This is a genomic window from Thermaerobacter sp. FW80, from assembly GCF_004634385.1.
Taxonomy (GTDB): domain Bacteria; phylum Bacillota; class Sulfobacillia; order Thermaerobacterales; family Thermaerobacteraceae; genus Thermaerobacter; species Thermaerobacter composti.
In genome coordinates this window covers 2,290,503-2,306,262 of sequence record NZ_CP037895.1, presented here as the reverse complement: position 1 = coordinate 2,306,262, position 15,760 = coordinate 2,290,503, and the positions used below count along the sequence as shown (strand labels likewise).

Annotated in this window: 16 protein-coding genes; 15 read left to right on the top strand and 1 reads right to left on the bottom strand. The window is 75.3% G+C overall.

Features of this window, described 5'->3' with window-relative positions:
* Window positions 1–784 precede the first annotated feature (784 nt).
* On the top strand, window positions 785–1,993 hold the full coding sequence (locus tag E1B22_RS09635; RefSeq protein ID WP_135225485.1) for a glycosyltransferase family 4 protein: 1,209 nt from the start codon (window positions 785–787) through the stop codon (window positions 1,991–1,993).
* A 7-nt stretch (window positions 1,994–2,000) separates the two neighbouring features.
* Here E1B22_RS09635 and E1B22_RS09630 read toward each other — a convergent pair whose 3' ends face one another.
* On the bottom strand, window positions 2,001–2,570 hold the full coding sequence (locus E1B22_RS09630; RefSeq protein ID WP_135225484.1) for a hypothetical protein: 570 nt from the start codon (window positions 2,568–2,570) through the stop codon (window positions 2,001–2,003).
* A gap of 54 nt (window positions 2,571–2,624) precedes the next feature.
* Between E1B22_RS09630 and E1B22_RS09625 the strand changes: the two genes are divergently transcribed.
* From E1B22_RS09625 to spoIIIAE, 14 genes are all read left to right on the top strand, one after another.
* A complete protein-coding gene (locus E1B22_RS09625) occupies window positions 2,625–3,119 on the top strand; it encodes an NUDIX domain-containing protein (RefSeq protein ID WP_135225483.1) in 495 nt (164 codons plus the stop codon).
* Between the two features lie 145 nt (window positions 3,120–3,264).
* A complete protein-coding gene (gene gcvT, locus E1B22_RS09620; protein WP_135225482.1) occupies window positions 3,265–4,380 on the top strand; it encodes a glycine cleavage system aminomethyltransferase GcvT in 1,116 nt (371 codons plus the stop codon).
* Window positions 4,381–4,384: 4 nt separating this feature from the next.
* Complete coding sequence (gene gcvH / locus E1B22_RS09615) at window positions 4,385–4,768, top strand: glycine cleavage system protein GcvH (RefSeq protein WP_135225481.1); 384 nt, start codon at window positions 4,385–4,387, stop codon at window positions 4,766–4,768.
* A gap of 172 nt (window positions 4,769–4,940) precedes the next feature.
* The gene (gene gcvPA, locus E1B22_RS09610; RefSeq protein ID WP_135225480.1) at window positions 4,941–6,293 is read left to right on the top strand and encodes an aminomethyl-transferring glycine dehydrogenase subunit GcvPA; all 1,353 of its coding nucleotides are present in this window, start codon (window positions 4,941–4,943) and stop codon (window positions 6,291–6,293) included.
* The gene (gcvPB, locus tag E1B22_RS09605; protein ID WP_305791195.1) at window positions 6,290–8,071 is read left to right on the top strand and encodes an aminomethyl-transferring glycine dehydrogenase subunit GcvPB; all 1,782 of its coding nucleotides are present in this window, start codon (window positions 6,290–6,292) and stop codon (window positions 8,069–8,071) included. The genes gcvPA and gcvPB overlap by 4 nt, the downstream gene beginning before the upstream one ends.
* A gap of 6 nt (window positions 8,072–8,077) precedes the next feature.
* Window positions 8,078–8,704, top strand: a complete 627-nt coding sequence (locus E1B22_RS09600; protein ID WP_243123298.1) for an adenine phosphoribosyltransferase — start codon at window positions 8,078–8,080, stop codon at window positions 8,702–8,704.
* A 143-nt stretch (window positions 8,705–8,847) separates the two neighbouring features.
* The gene (locus E1B22_RS09590) at window positions 8,848–9,966 is read left to right on the top strand and encodes a Xaa-Pro peptidase family protein (RefSeq protein ID WP_135225479.1); all 1,119 of its coding nucleotides are present in this window, start codon (window positions 8,848–8,850) and stop codon (window positions 9,964–9,966) included.
* Window positions 9,967–9,995: 29 nt separating this feature from the next.
* A complete protein-coding gene (efp, locus tag E1B22_RS09585) occupies window positions 9,996–10,556 on the top strand; it encodes an elongation factor P (protein WP_135225478.1) in 561 nt (186 codons plus the stop codon).
* Between the two features lie 234 nt (window positions 10,557–10,790).
* Entirely contained in the window at window positions 10,791–11,546 is a 756-nt protein-coding gene (locus E1B22_RS09580) for a CD1247 N-terminal domain-containing protein (RefSeq protein WP_135225477.1), read from the top strand.
* 245 nt (window positions 11,547–11,791) lie between these two features.
* A complete protein-coding gene (locus tag E1B22_RS09575; RefSeq protein WP_243123297.1) occupies window positions 11,792–12,937 on the top strand; it encodes an AAA family ATPase in 1,146 nt (381 codons plus the stop codon).
* A gap of 92 nt (window positions 12,938–13,029) precedes the next feature.
* A complete protein-coding gene (locus tag E1B22_RS09570; protein ID WP_135225476.1) occupies window positions 13,030–13,545 on the top strand; it encodes a stage III sporulation protein AB in 516 nt (171 codons plus the stop codon).
* Between the two features lie 51 nt (window positions 13,546–13,596).
* Entirely contained in the window at window positions 13,597–13,797 is a 201-nt protein-coding gene (spoIIIAC, locus tag E1B22_RS09565; RefSeq protein WP_135225475.1) for a stage III sporulation protein AC, read from the top strand.
* A 5-nt stretch (window positions 13,798–13,802) separates the two neighbouring features.
* Window positions 13,803–14,195, top strand: a complete 393-nt coding sequence (gene spoIIIAD / locus E1B22_RS09560) for a stage III sporulation protein AD (RefSeq protein ID WP_135225474.1) — start codon at window positions 13,803–13,805, stop codon at window positions 14,193–14,195.
* A gap of 148 nt (window positions 14,196–14,343) precedes the next feature.
* Complete coding sequence (spoIIIAE, locus tag E1B22_RS09555) at window positions 14,344–15,756, top strand: stage III sporulation protein AE (protein ID WP_243123296.1); 1,413 nt, start codon at window positions 14,344–14,346, stop codon at window positions 15,754–15,756.
* Window positions 15,757–15,760: the final 4 nt, after the last annotated feature.

Below are 15,760 nucleotides of genomic sequence, written 5' to 3'. Positions count from 1 at the left end.
CGGCGGCCGCGCCCCCTGGGCGCGGGGCAGGCCGCAACGCGCCACCTGCGCCCGCCGGGACGCCGTCGGCGGGGATCGATGCGAGGGGAGCACCCGGGTCCGGCATCCAGGGTGCTCCCCTCGTCGTGTCGTGCGGAATCCGTCCACGGCAGGACCGAGCCCTCGCGCTGGCGTCGGCCGGTTCCTCCGGCGCGGGGTGCCTCGGGTTCCCTGCGGCCGTCGGGCCCAGGACCTGTGCTATGCTGGTCGTGGCCGTGGCCCGAAGCCGGCGGGGGTCGCTTCCCCGGCGCTCGGGTCGCGCCGCGAGACGTCTCGGGACTGCAAGCACAGCGGGGCCCTCCTGGGGCCTGGGCCGGAGCGGGGCCGTTCCCGGGCTGCTGTCGAGGCGAGGGTCGCCCCGCGAGGGCAGCCGGGGCGAATCCGTCCCGGGCTGCCGTGGAGGCGCCGCCGGCTCGACGGGTGCAATCGAGGCGGGGCCCTTCGCGGGGTGCCCGCACGGCAGGAGCCGTCGCGGGGTTGCAGCCGAGGCAGCGGCCGTACCTGCGGCGCGGGGCGGCTTCGGCGATCGCCTGCGCCCACGACTCGCGTTGCAGCCGAGGCAGCGGCCGTACCTGCGGTGCGGGGCAGACGTCGTTCGCGACCCCGATCGCAAGAGGGCCGGCTGCAGCAGCCGAGACCGCGGCCGTACCTGCGGGGCGGCGGCCGTCGGGGTGGCCGGATCGCGGCCCGGCCCCGGGGCCGGCAGCCCGGCCCCGGAGCCGGCAGGGGAGGTGGCGGTCCACCGGTGCGGATCGGGATGTTCAGCGACAGCTACACCCCCTACATCAGCGGGGTCGTCCGGTCGATCCAGACGCTGCGCCGGGGCATGGAGCAGGCCGGGCACGAGGTCTACGTCTTCGGGCCCCGCTACCCCACGGGCCTGGGAGCCGATCCCGATCCCGCCGAGGAGGCGCGGGTCGTCCGCTTTCCGTCCGTGGCCGCACCCCTCTACCCGGCGTTTCGGATCCCTCTCCCGCGTCGGGCGCAGGTCCGGGAGGCGGTGGCACGGCTGCACCTGGACGTCCTGCACACCCACACGCCGTTCGTCATGGGGCGCATGGCCCTGCAGGCGGCTCGCTCCCTGGGCCTGCCGCTCTGCTTCACGTTCCACACCCGGTACGACGTCTACCTGCGCCACTATGCCCCGGGCGCCGGGGCCGTGCTGGTGCCGGCGCTCAACGCCTACGTACGCCGCTTCTGCGACGCCTGCGACCTGGTGATCGCGCCGACCCGGGCCATCGCCCGGAAGATCGAGGAGCTGGGCGTCCGCTCGCCGGTGGAGGTGGTGCCCACCGGGGTGCCGGTGGACCGCTTCGCCGCCGGCGACCCGGCGGAGCGCCGCCGGACCCGGCTCCAGCTGGGCCTGGGGCCGGAGGACGTCGTGCTGCTCTACACCGGCCGCCTCAGCCGCGAGAAGAACCTGCCCCTCCTCCTCGAGGCCTTCCGCCGCCTGGCCGCGGCCGTGCCCTCGGTGCGGCTGGTCCTGGTCGGCGACGGTCCCCTGCGGGAGACGCTGCAGCGATCGGTGGCCGACTGGGGGCTGTCCGGACGCGTCCGGCTGACGGGTGCCGTCGCACCCGATCGCATCGCCGCCTTCTACCGTGCCGCGGACCTCTACGTCTTCCCCTCGGTGACCGAGACCCAGGGCCTGGTGGTGGTGGAGGCCATGGCGGCCGGCCTCCCGGTGGTGGCCGTGGCCAGCGAGGTCTCCGAGGAGGTGCTGGCCGACGGCCGGGCCGGCCTGGTGGTCGCCCCTTCGGCGGACGAACTGGCCCGCGCCTGCCGCCGGCTGGTGGAGGACGACGCCCTGCGCCGGGAGATGGGACGGGCCGCCCAGCAGGCGGCCCGTGGGTACGACAGCGACCAGGTCCTCAAGCGGATCCTCGGGTTGTACGAGGCGTTGCGGGTCCGGTCCGCCCGTCCCCGTCCCGCGGTCCGCGGGCACGTCCCGTAGCCCGGGCTCACCCCTCGTCGCCGGGCAGCGACTGCTTGAGCCGCTGCAGCTCGCGGCCCAGCTCCTCCACCTCGCGCCGGGCCAGGTCGAGGAGGAACTCCAGCTCCTCGCGGCGCGAGGGATCGCCTTGCTCCAGCTGCCGGCGACACTCGTTGTAGATGTCCAGCGCCTGGTCGACCCGCGCCCGCAGCTCCTCCAGCCGCTCCCGGGGATCGGGGGGCGCAGGGGGCTCCGCCGGCGCCAACACGGCCTCGAGCCAGGCCGGTCGCGGACCGATGTCGAGGGCCAGGTAGATGTCCGTATCCCGCTCGGCGAGGACGGAGATGAGGATCACGGGATCGGGCACCTCGGCCGTGCCCACCCAGGCCCGGAACCAGCGCCCCGTCCAGATGCGGGCATGGGGGGTGGCCAGCAGGATGCGGGCGGCCTGGGGGTCGGCCTGGTCCGGGTTCGCGACGAAGTGGAGGCGGTGCAGGCGCGCGGCGAGGAACCCCAGGAGCATGAACAGCCCGGGATGTTGCGGCAGCAGGCGCGAAAGCTGCATCAGGGCGACCATCTTCTCCCGTTGCCGCTCCATCTCCCTCGCCTCCTGCCATAAGTGTACACCCAGAGGTGGAAAGGGGGGCCGGGCATGACGGGAGCCGTACCGCCGGCGGAGATCGAGTGCCTCACCCTCCACGGCCAGCGTCGCCGCTATCCGGCCCGCCAGGTGCGGTTCCGGCCTGCGGTCTACGGGGTCGCCGTCGACGGCGGCCGGGTCCTGCTGGGACGGTCGGCCTTCACCGGCCGCCTGGACATCCCCGGCGGCGCGGTGGAGCCGTGGGAGTCCTTGGAAGAGGCCCTGCGCCGCGAGTTCCGCGAGGAGACGGGGGTGGAACCGGAGCCGATCGAGCTCTTCCACTTCACGGAGAACTTCTTCGCCTTCTTCGACCGCCCGTTCCACTCCCTGCGGTTCTACTTCCTGGTGCGGGTGCCGCCGGATGCGGTCTTCACGCCGCAGCCCGGCGAGGTGACCGAGGTCCGCTGGGTGGATCCGACCGCCGTGCCTCCCGAGGCCTTCGCGCCGGGCGACCGCGACATCGTCCTCAAGGCCCTGGCCCGGGCCCAGCGGCTCGACCCCCGCTGAGGGCGGCCGGCGGCAGGGAAAGGCGGCCGCGGCTGTCGAATGGCTGTCGGGCTCCGGCGCCGCGGCATCCGATGGCGGCCGGCCCGGACCGCCCGGTCTGGCGCCGGTTGCGGCCGGCCGCGCGCCGACGGAAGGAGGCGTGCCGTTGAGCCACCCGAGCAGCGCCGCAGGCTTGCGCCGCACCCCGCTCTACGAGGAGCACCGGGCGCTGGGGGCCCGCATGGTCCCCTTCGCCGGCTGGGAGATGCCGTTGCAATACGCCGGCATCGTCGAGGAGCACCGGGCGGTCCGCCAGGCGGCCGGCCTCTTCGACGTCAGCCACATGGGGGAGATCGAGGTCGCCGGCCCCGGGGCCCGGGACGCGCTGCAGCGCCTCGTCACCAACGACGTGGAGCGGCTGGTGCCCGGCCGCGCCCTCTACACGGTGATGTGCACCCCGGAGGGCGGCATCGTCGACGACCTGCTGGTCTACCAGCTGGGCGAGCAGCGCTACATGCTGGTGGTCAACGCGGCCAACACCGAGCGCGACCTGGCCTGGGTCCGCGAGCATGCGGGCGGGCCGGGGGTCACCGTGACCGACCGCACCCAGGAGACGGCGCTGCTGGCCCTGCAGGGACCGCGGGCGCAGGCCATCCTCGCGCGGGTGACCGACGACGTCGACCTCGATGCGCTGCGTCCGTTCCACTTCGTCGGCGGCTGGGAGGGCATGATCTCCCGCACCGGCTACACCGGCGAGGACGGCTTCGAGCTGTTCCTCAGCTGGGACGCCGCGGTCACCGTCTGGCGCGGGATCCTGGCCGCCGGCGAGCCCGAGGGGCTGGTCCCGGCGGGGCTGGGCGCCCGGGACACGCTGCGCCTCGAGGCCTGCCTCCCCCTCTACGGGCAGGAGCTCGACCTGGACACGACGCCGCTTGAGGCGGGGCTGGAGTTTGTCGTCAAATGGGACAAGGGACCGTTCCTGGGCCGCGAGGCCTTGCTGCGGCAGCGCCAGCAGGGCCTGCGCAAGCGGCTGGTGGGCCTGCGGCTCGTGGAACCCGGCGTGGCCCGCACGGGCTACCGGGTCCTGGACGAACGCGGCGAGCCGGTGGGGCGCGTGACCAGCGGCACCGTGGCCCCGACGCTGGGGGCCAGCGTGGCCCTCGCCTACGTGCCGCCCGCCCTGGCCCGGGTCGGGCAGCGGCTGGCGGTGGAGATCCGCGGGAGAGCGGTCGCGGCCCAGGTGGTGGAGACGCCCTTCTATCGCCGGCGGCGGGGAGGTTGAGGACGTGGCCCACGAGGTGCCCGACGGCCTGTACTACACGGAGGAGCACGAGTGGCTGCGGGTGGAAGGCGAGCAGGGCGTCGTGGGGATCACCGCCTACGCCCAGGACCAGCTGGGGGACGTGGTCTTCGTTGAGCTTCCCCAGGTGGGGGCGGAGTACCGCGCGGGCGAGGCCTTCGGGGTGGTGGAGTCGGTGAAGACCGTCTCCGACGTGTACATGCCCGTCTCGGCGCGGGTGCTGGCGGTCAACGGCGAGCTGGCGGACCACCCCGAGCTGGTCAACCAGGACCCCTACGGTCGGGGCTGGCTCGTCCGGATCCAGATCCTGAATCGGGACGAACTGGCCGGCCTGCTGGACGCGGCGGCCTATCGGCAGCGCACCGGCTGATCCGGCCCCGGGTGGCGGCCGGGCCGACCCCGGCCGCCACCCGGGGCCGGCACCGGGCCGGGGCGGCCGGCAGCGGGCCCGTCCCCGGCCGGATGCCCGCGGCGACGGCGCAGAACCGGCTGGGCCGGTCCGGTGTCGCGCCCGCGGGCCACGAAGGCAGGGAAGGGTGAGCATGGCCATCGACTACATCCCTCACACCGACGAGGACCGGGAGGCGATGCTGGCCGCCCTCGGCATCGCGTCGGTGGACGAGCTCTTTCGGGACATCCCGCCCGAGCTGCGCCTCGGGCGGCCCCTGGACCTTCCGCCGGCGCTGACGGAGCCGGAGCTGGTGGCGCACCTGGAGGCGCTGGCGGCGGCGAACCCGGGGACCACCAAGGTCTGTTTCCTCGGCGGTGGCGTCTACGACCACTTCATCCCCTCGGTCGTGCCCTACCTGGCGGGGCGCGGCGAGTTCGCCACGGCGTACACCCCCTACCAGCCGGAGGTGAGCCAGGGGACGCTGCGGGCGATCTTCGAGTTCCAGACGATGATCGCTGAGCTGACCGGCCTCGACGTGGCCAACGCCTCCATGTACGACGGCGCGACGGCCCTGGCGGAGGCCGCCTTCATGGCGGTGAACATCGCCCGCCGCGAGCGCATCGTGGTCCTGGGCGGCGTCCATCCCGAGGCGCGGCAGGTGCTCCAGACCTACGCCGCCGGCCAGGCTCTGCCCGTCACCGTGGTGCCGGTGGACCCGGAGCAGGGGACCACGGACCTGGCGGCGCTGGATCGCGTGCTGGCGGCGGGCGACGTCGCCTGCGTGCTGATCCAGCAGCCCAACTTCTACGGCTGCCTGGAGCCGGCGCCGGAGATCGCCCGCCGGGCGAAGGGGGCGGGGGCGATGGTGGTGGTCAGCGCCGACCCCGTCAGCCTCGGATTGCTGGAGGCGCCGGGCCGGTACGGCGCCGACATCGTGGTCGGCGACGGCCAGTCCCTCGGGTTGCCCATGGCGTACGGAGGGCCGCACTTCGGCTTCTTCGCCTGCCGGGCCGAGTACGTCCGCCGGCTGCCCGGGCGCATCGTCGGTCGGACCGTGGATCGCCGCGGGCGGGAGGGCTACGTGCTGACGCTGCAGACCCGGGAGCAGCACATCCGGCGCGACCGCGCCACGTCGAACATCTGTACGAACCACAGCCTGATGGCCCTGGCGGCCACCATCCACCTGGCGGCCCTGGGCCCCCGGGGACTGCGCCAGCTCGCCGAGCTCTGCCTGCACAAGGCCCACTACCTGGCGGAGCGGATCGAGGCCCTGCCCGGCTTCCGCCGGGTCTTCCGCGCGCCCTTCTTCAAGGAGTTCGTCGTCGCCTGTCAGCGGCCGGGCTTCGATCCCGCGGCCGCCGCGCTGGACGCCGGCTACCTGGTGGGGCCGGACCTGGGCCGCTGGGAGCCCGGGCGCCGCGGCCAGCTGCTGGTGGCGGTGACGGAGCGCCGGACGCGCGCCGAGATGGACGGCCTGGTGGCGGCGTGGGGGGTGAGGGCATGAGCACGGGACCCACCACGGGTCAGCCGGCGGAGGGGCCGGCTCCGGGCGCTGGGGGCGCGGTGCCGCCGGGGGCGCAAGGGGCCGAGGGCGTCCCGGCGGGTCCGCAGGCCAAGCCGCCCGTTCCGTCGGCGCAGGGCGCCGACCGGGCGGTGCCAGGCGGTGGGCAGGGCGAGCCCGCCGAGGGGGGTGGGGTGTCGCGGCCGGCGGCGGCCCAGGCGGGTGCGACCGCCGTGACGACCGCCCGGGCCGCGGACGCCGCCGGACCCTCCGGCGGCGCGGGGCGGGACGAGCCGGCGCCGGTGGGCACGGAGCCCGAGCCCCTGATCTTCGCCTACAGCCGGCCCGGTCGGGGCGGCATGCGCTGGCCCGCGCCGGACGTGCCGGTTCGTCCGGTGGAGGAGCGGGTGCCGGCGGAGCTGCTGCGTCGGGATCCGCCCCGCCTGCCCGAGGTGGCGGAGGTGGACCTGGTCCGTCACTACACGCGGCTCAGCCAGATGAACCACGCGGTGGACACGGGCTTCTACCCGCTGGGCTCGTGCACGATGAAGTACAACCCCAAGGTCGCCGAGCGGGTGGCGGCCCTGCCGGGCTTCGCCGACCTGCACCCGTACGTGCCCGACGAACTGGCCCAGGGGGCGCTGCGCCTGATGTACGAGCTGGAGCGCGCCCTCTGCGAGATCGGCGGCATGGCACGGGCGACGCTGCAGCCGGCGGCCGGCGCCCACGGCGAGCTGACGGGCATCCTCCTGATCCGCGCCTACCACCGTGCCCGCGGGCAAGGGCACCGGCACAAGGTGATCGTGCCCGACTCGGCCCACGGGACGAACCCGGCCACGGCGGCGATGGCCGGCTACCAGGTGGTGGAGGTGCCGTCGGACGCCCGGGGCGGCGTCGACCTCCGGGCCCTGGAGGCCGTCCTCGACGACGACGTCGCCGCCCTGATGCTGACCAATCCCAACACCCTGGGGCTCTTCGACGAGAACATCCACCGCATCGCGGAGATGGTCCACGCGGCGGGGGGGCTGCTGTACTACGACGGCGCCAACGCCAACGCCATCCTGGGCATCTCGCGGCCGGGGGACATGGGCTTCGACGTGGTCCACTTCAACCTGCACAAGACCTTCTCCACGCCCCACGGCGGCGGCGGCCCGGGCTCGGGGCCCGTGGGCGTCAAGGAGGAGCTGGTGCCCTTCCTCCCGGCGCCGCTGGTAGAGCGGGATCCGGCCACGGGCCGGTTCTACCTGGATCACGACCGGCCCCAGGCCATCGGGCGGATGCGCTCCTTCTACGGCAACTTCGCCGTCCTCGTCCGCGCCTATGCGTACATCCGGGCGCTGGGCGCCGAGGGGCTGCGCCGGGTCAGCGAGGACGCGGTGCTGAACGCCAACTACGTGATGCGCCAGCTGGCCGGTCTCTACCGGCTGCCCTACGATCGCACCTGCATGCACGAGTTCGTCCTCTCGGCGTCCAACCTGCGGGAGCGCACCGGCATCCGCGCCCTGGACGTGGCCAAGCGGCTCCTGGACTTCGGCATCCACCCGCCGACCATCTACTTCCCGCTGATCGTCGAGGAGGCGCTGATGATCGAGCCGACGGAGACGGAGAGCAAGGAGACCCTGGACCGGTTCGTGGCGGTGATGCGGCGCATCGCCCGCGAGGCCGAGGAGGAGCCCGAGGTGGTCCGCCAGGCACCCCACACCACCCCGGTCGGCCGCCTGGACGAGGCGCTGGCCGCCCGGCGGCCGGTGCTGCGGTGGCGCCCGGAGGGGGAGGATTGAGGGATCGTGGCGGCGGAGACGATGGAGCCGGCGGGGCCGGCGCCCGCGGAGGGCGGAGCGGTCGCGGGCTGCGCGGCCGACGGCGCCCTGGCGGGGCGTGGTGCGGCCCAGGGGGCCGGCGAGGCGCTGCGGCGTTGGGTGCGCCGGGTCCCGGACCATCCCGTGCCGGGCGTGACCTTCCTCGACATCACGCCGCTGCTCGGCCACGGGCCCGCCTTCCGGCAGGCGGTGGACGCCTTGGCCGCGGCCGTCGCCGGGCTGGAGTTCGACCGCATCCTGGCCATCGAGGCCCGGGGCTTCCTCCTCGGGGCGCCGCTGGCGGTGCAGCTGGGCAAGGGCTTCGTCCCGGCGCGCAAGCCGGGCAAGCTCCCCTTGACGGTGGTCCGGCAGGCGTACGAGCTGGAGTACGGACAGGCGGCCATCGAAGTGCACCGGGACGCCATCGCGCCCGGCGATCGGGTGCTGATCGTGGACGACGTGCTGGCCACGGGCGGCACCAGCGCCGCCGCGGCGGCGCTGGTGGAACAGCTGGGCGGCCGCGTCGCGGGCTTCGCCTACCTGATCGAGATCGCGGCCCTCGACGGTCGTCGGCGGCTGGGCGACCGGCCGGTGCGGGTCGTGCTGCGCGCCTAGCGGCACCGCGGCGAGGGCGCGGGCGACCCGCCGCGCGGAGGACGGCCGCCGCCGGGCCGCCCCGGACGCCGACGGGCGCCCGGGGCGGCCCGGCCCGGCCGAGACCGGCGCGAAGCGACGAAGCGACGAAGAGAGGAGCGGCGATGGCCTTGACGGTCACCGTGGAGCGGGCCGCCCCGACGGCCCGGCGCCTCGAGCGCCTGCGTCAGCGCATGGCCGCCGAGGGGCTCGACGCCCTGTGGGTCGCGGCCCCCGCGAACCGGCGCTACCTGAGCGGCTTCTCCGGCAGCTCGGGGTGGCTGCTGATCACCTCGCAGGTGGCGGAGCTGTGGACGGACTTCCGCTACCTCGAGCAGGCGGCCCAGGAGGCCCCGGGCTTCGCCGTGGTGCGGCACGAGCCCCAGCTCTACCCCCACCTGGCGCGGCGCCTCGAGGAGCTGGGGGTCCGCCGGCTGGGCTTCGAGGCCGAGCACGTGCGGTACGGGGAGTGGCAGCGGATGCGAGCGGCGCTGCCGGAGTCCGTCGAGCTGGTGGGGATCGGCGGTTGGGTCGAACAGCTGCGCCGCATCAAGGACGCGGCCGAACGGGCGGCCATCCGCGAGGCGGCGCGGATCGCCGACGAGGCGCTGCTGGAGGTGCTGGCGGGGCTGCGGCCGGGGTTGACGGAACGCGAGGTGGCGCTCCGGCTGGAGTTCGCCATGCGCCGGCGCGGCGCCGCGGCGGCGGCCTTCGACCTGATCGTGGTCTCCGGCCCCCGCTCCGCCCTGCCCCACGGCCAGCCGGGGCCCCATCCCATCGAGGCCGGGCAGTTCGTCACCCTGGACTACGGGGCGGTGGTCGACGGCTACTGCTCCGACTGCACGCGCACCGTGGTGGTGGGGCGCGCCACGCCCCGCCACCGGGAGGTCTACGCGGTGGTGCTGGAGGCCCAGCGACGCGCCCTGGCGGCGATCCGGCCGGGCGTCACCGGCGCCGAGGTCGACCGGGCGGCGCGCCAGGTGATCGAGGAGGCCGGCTACGGCGACCGCTTCGGGCACGCCACCGGCCACGGCGTCGGCCTGGAGGTCCACGAGGGGCCGCGCCTCTCGGCCCTGGCCGAGGAGGAGCGGCTGGAGCCGGGGATGGTGGTGACGGTGGAGCCCGGCATCTACATCCCCGGCTGGGGCGGGGTCCGCATCGAGGACCTGGTGGTGGTGACCGACGACGGCGCCGAGGTCCTGACCCGGGTCAGCAAGGAGCTGCTGGAGATCGGCGGGGCCTGACGGGCCCGCCGGGAAGGGAGGCGAGGGTCGTGATCCAGGCGGGTGACTTCAAGAACGGCATGGCCGTGGTCATCGACGGACAGGTTCACCAGGTGCTGGAGTTCCAGCACGTCAAGCCCGGACGCGGCCAGGCCTTCGTGCGCGCCAAGATCAAGAACCTGGAGACGGGGGCGACGGTCAACCGCACCTTCAGCCCCGACGAGCGCTTCCCCCTGGCCCACATCGAGAAGCGGGACATGCAGTACCTCTACGAGGCCGACGGCCAGTACTTCTTCATGGACACCGAGACCTACGACCAGGTGGGGCTGGCGAGCGAGCAGCTCGGGGACGCCGTCCGGTTCCTCAAGGAGGGCATGGTCGTCAAGGTCCTGAAGACGGGCGACAAGACCCTGGGCATCGAGCTGCCGACGGCGGTGGACCTGAAGGTCGTGGAGACCGAACCCGGCGTCCGCGGCGACACCGCGCAGGGCGGGTCCAAGCCCGCGAAGCTCGAGACCGGCGCCGTGGTGCAGGTGCCGCTCTTCGTCGACACCGGCGACGTGATCCGGGTGGACACCCGCACCGGCGAGTACGTGGAGCGGGTCTCCTGACCGGGGAGCCCGTCTCCTGAGCGGCGCCGGCGTCCCGGGTTGCGCGACGGCGGCAGGGGACTGGCCACCCGCCGGGGCTGCGGGGTTCGGGCCGCCCGGGGTTGCGGGGTTCGGCCGTCGGCCCCGCGAGGACGAACCGGCCGGGGGACCGGCGCGAGTACCGCGCCGGTCCCCCGGGCACATTTCTAGGCAGGTGCCCAGGGGCGCTGGGACGCCGCGAAGGGGGGCGAAGCCATGGGCCAGTTGCGCCAGCGCGTGGCGTACGTCAGCGGCCTGGCGGCGGGGCTGGAGGTGGCCGGCCAGACGGCCGAGGGACGGGTGTTGGCCGGCATCCTCGAGGTGCTCGACGCCATGGCCGAGGAGATGGAGCGGCTGGACCGCCGGCTGGGCGAGCTGGGCGAGTACCTGGGCGAGCTCGACCAGGACCTGTTCGACCTGGAGGAGGCGGTGGGGGGCGAGGAGGCCGGCGCCGAAGGCGACTGGGGTGCGGCGGCGCCGAAGGGGACCGTCCGCGACCCCAGCGGGGACGAGGAGCCGACGCCCGCGGACTTCGAGGGGGCCGTGGTGTTCGACTCTGGCATCCCGACCCGGTCGACGGCCCCGGCGGGTGACGCCGGCCGCGGGGGCGAGGCCGAGGCCGCCGGGAGCCCCGGCCGGGCGGGCGGCGAGGAGCTGGTGGACGGCCTGTTGCTGGAGTGTCCCCGCTGCGGCACCGCCTACGCCGTGGCCCGCGACGAGCTGGAATTCGACCGGGAGCCCGAGGAGGGCGAGCAGGAGTTCGAGTGGGTCTGTCCCAACTGCGGCGAGGTGGTCCACGACTTCCTCCCCGACGCCGCCCCCGACGACCAGGACGAGCCGCTGACCGCGAGCGCCGGGGGCGAGGCGACCCACCCCGCCGGCGACGGCGCGGATCCACCGTCGGGCGGGACGCGGGCGGCCGCAGGCGGCGCGGCCGCCGGCACGGCGTCGGCGCCCGTCGCCCCCTTCTGACCGCTCCCTCCCCGCCGCCACCGGGCTGCCGTCGAGCCCGGACGCGCAAGAGCCGACGAACAGCGGGCCCGGCGCGCGGGGCGAAGGCCCCCGCGCCGGGCCCGCGTATCGGGCCGGACGCCCGCAGGCGTCCGGCCTGCTTGCTTGCGGCCGGCGGCTTCGTTCCACCGGCGGCGCCGTTGGGGGTGTTAAAGCGGTCAAGCCCCTCATATACCTGGGAACGAGGTTGGACAGGGGGCGAGCCGATGACCGTCCACGCCGACGACGGCCTTCCGCGACGGGGAGCGCCCTCCCAGACCGCGCCCGTCCGCCCCGCCGCGCAGCCGGCGCACCCGCAGCCCGGGTCGACCGCTGCGCCGGACCGGGCGGTGGCGGGCGAGGGGGGCGACGATCCGTGGACGGTCTTGGAGCGGTCCCTCGCCCCCAGCCTCGCCCAGCGCCTGGCGCGGGTGGACGCCGCCCTGCGCGACCGGATCGACGAGATCCGGGTCATGACGGGGCAACCCCTGTGGCTGCTGCTGGCCGACGGCGAGGGCTTCGTGGACGCCGGGGGCCGCCTGGTGGGCGATCCGCACCGGGCCCCGGCGGTGACGGCGGGGGAGGTGGCGGTATGCCTCGAGCGCATGACGGCCAGTTCCTGGTATGCCGTGCAGGAGCAGGCGCGCCAGGGCTTCCTCAGCCTGCCGGGGGGACACCGGGTGGGCCTCGCCGGCGAGGTGCAGGTGGACGCCGGTCGCGTCGAGCGCTTCCGTCGGGTCTGGGGTCTCGTGATCCGCCGCGCCCGCTGCGTCGAAGGCTGCGCGCTCCCCCTGCTCCCCTGGCTGGTGGAACCCGGCCGCACCGGTCCCCGGCTCACCAGCGCGCTGCTGCTCGGCCCGCCCGCCAGCGGCAAGACCACGGTCCTCCGCGACCTGGCCCGCCTGGCCAGCCGGGGCGTCCCGGGACGGTTGGCGGCCCACCGCGTGGCGGTGATCGACGAACGCGGCGAACTGGCCGGCGGCGGCGCCCTCGACCTCGGGCCGCGGACGGCCGTGCTCGCCCACTGCCCCAAGGAGACGGGGATCGGTCTCGCCTTGCGGGCCCTCTCGCCGGAGGTCCTGATCACGGACGAACTGGGCGGCCCCGGGGACGCGGCGGCGGTGGCCGAGGCCGTGCACGCCGGGGTGACGGTGGTGGCCACGGCCCACGCCCGCGATCCGGAGGACCTGTGGGGGCGCCGGCAGCTGCGCGCCCTGGCCCTGGCCGGGGCCTTCCGGCGGCTGGTGGTGCTGGAGCGCAGGCCGCGGCCGGCCACGCCGGTGGCCGTCTACCGCCGCGACGGCCCGGCCCGCTGGAGCCGGCTGCCGCTGGGGACGGGCGGGATCGCGCCCCCGGTCGCCAGGCCGCCGTGATTCGCATCCCGGGGAGCGGTCGGCCGCCGGGGCCCCGGGGATGGACGGTCCAGCCGCCGCGGGTGACGGCCCTCGTGCGGAGGTGGGACGCCGTGGGGTGGGTTGGCTTCGGCCTGGTGCTCCTCGCCTCGTCAGCCTGGGGCTGGCTGCGCGCCGCGGAGCTGGCGCGACGCCCGACGGCGTTGCGGATCCTGCGTTCCGCCCTCCAGGCCCTGGAGAGCGAGATCGCCTTCGGCGCGGCACCGCTCCCCGAGGCGTTCGCCCGCATCGCGCGGTTCTACCCCGATCCCGCCGCGGTCCTCTTCGCGACGGCGGCGGCGGCCCTGGACCCGCCTCGCTCCCTGGGAGCCGCCGCGGCCTGGGAGGAGGCCCTGGCGGCCGCGGCCCGGTCCGCCGCGCTGGGCGCCGACGACGTGGCGGTGTTGCGGGCGCTGGGCCCCTACCTGGGGGCCACGGACCGGGACGACCAGGTCCGCCACCTGCGGCTGGCCATGGCGCGCCTCGAGGCCGCGGAGGCGGCGGCCCGCGACCTGGACCAGCGCTGGGGACGCCTGTACCGGTACGGCGGGGTGCTGGTCGGGGCCTTCATCGGGCTGCTGCTGCTGTAGCGCCGTCATCGGGCCCCGCCGAGCGGGGCGCGGCAGGGAGGAGGCCTGGCGGTGATCGACCCCAACCTGATCCTGCGCCTGGCCGGCATCGGCATCATCGTCACGGTGGTCTACACCCTGCTCAAGACCGCCGGACGCGAGGAGTACGCCTTCACCGTGCTCCTGGCCGGCCTGGCGGTGGTGCTGTGGATGACGGTCCAGGTCATCGTCGAGCTCTTCGAGACCATCCAGAGCCTCTTCGATCTGGGCTGAGAGCCATGACGATCGCCCAGGTGGTCGGCATCGCCCTGGTGGCCAGCGTGCTGCTCGTGCTCCTGCGGCAGGCGCGGCCCGAGTGGGCGCTGCTGCTGAGCATCGTCACCGCCGTGGCCGTGTTCCTCCTGCTGGTGGACGACATCGCCGCCATCATCCGCGTCCTGCAGGAGGTGGCGGACCGGGCCGACCTGGACGCCCGCTACACCGCCACCCTGCTGAAGATCGTCGGCGTCGCGTACCTGGCCGAGTTCGGGGCGCAGCTGTGCCGCGACGCGGGCGAGTCCGCCCTGGCGGCCAAGGTGGAGCTGGCGGGCAAGGTGGTCATCCTGCTGCTGGCGGTGCCCATCCTCATGGCGGTGCTGGAGCTGTTGATCGGGCTGCTGCCGGCGGCGTGATCCAGGGGGAGGTGGAGTGCGGGTGGGCCGGCTGCGCGTCGACGCGGGGTGCCGGGAGGGGGGCCCGTCCCGATGCCGGGAGGGAGGCGCGGGACGGGGGGGACGCGCGGGCCGCGGCCGGCGCCGGGCCGCCGGCCGGGGGCTCCTGGTGCTGCTCGCCGTGCTGTCCGTGCTCCTCGCCGGCGCCGCCTCTGCCGCCGCCCGCGCGCCCGCCCAGGCGGCGGCCATCCCCTCGCTGCCCCGCGGCGACGGGACCCTGGCGGGAGGAGCCGCGCCCCCGCCAGCCGGCCCCTTCCCCGGGGCCGGCATGCCCGCGCCGGCGCCCGGATCCGATCCCGCCCACCGCCTCGCGCCGACGGCGCCGCCCGCCCCCGCGCCTGCCGGCGGCCCGGGAACCGGCGGCGGGGCGCCCGCAGCCGGGGATGCTGGGGGGCCGTCCGCGGAGGGGCTGCCGGAGGCCGCCGACCTGGACGAACTGGCCCGCCGCCAGTGGGAGGCGACGGAGGGCGCCGCCGGCTTCCTCGAGGCCCTCGAGCGCGTCCGCCAGCAGGTCGGGGACGCGGTGCCGGGGCTGGATTGGGAGCACACCCTCGAGGCCCTGCGCCAGGGCCGCCTGCCCTGGGATGCCGGCGACCTGCTGGGCGCCCTGGTGCGGGTCCTGGCCGGCGAGGTGGCGACCAACAGCGGCCTCTTGTTGCGCCTGCTGGTGTTGGCGGTGCTGCTGGCGGTGCTCCAGGCCATCGAGAACGCCTTCGACAACGAGGCGGTGGCGCGGACGGCCTATGCCGTGACCTACCTGGCCCTGATCGCCCTGGCGCTGGTGAGCTTCCGGGACGCCCTGGCCATCAGCCAGCAGGCCATCCAGGGGCTGGTGGACTTCCTGCTGGCGAGCCTGCCCGTGCTGCTGACGTTGATGGCCAGCACGGGGGCCCTGGCGACGGCGGGGATCCTGCATCCGCTGGTGGTGGCCACCGCCCAGTCCACCAGCGTGGTCATCGCCCAGGGGGTGCTGCCCCTGATCTTCCTGGCGGCCGTGGTGGACATCGCCGGCCACTTCCCCGTCGGGTCCAGCCTGTCGGGTCTCTCCCGCCTGCTGCGCCAGGCGGCCCTGCTCGTCCTCGGGCTGGCGGGCACCGTCTTCCTCGCCGTGGTGGCGATCCAGGGGGCCGCGGGAACCGTGGCCGACGGCATCGCCCTGCGCACGGCCAAGTACCTGGTGGGCGCCTTCGTCCCCGTCGTGGGCGGGATGCTGGCCGACTCGGTGGAGCTGGTGGTCACCTCGTCGATGCTCCTCAAGAACGCCGTCAACCTGCTGGGGATGTTGGCCGTCTTCGCCCTGGTCGCCCTGCCGCTGCTGAAGCTGGTGGCCCTGGTCTTCGTCTACCGGTTGGTGGCCGCGGCCATCCAGCCGGTGGGACCCGGCCACGTCACCGCCGCCCTGCAGTCCATGGGCGATCACCTGGTCCTGGTGGGCGCGGCGACGGCGGTGGTCGGGCTGATGTTCTTCGTCGTGCTGGCGGTGATGCTGGCGGCCGGCAACGCGGCCGTGATGATGCGCTAGGAGG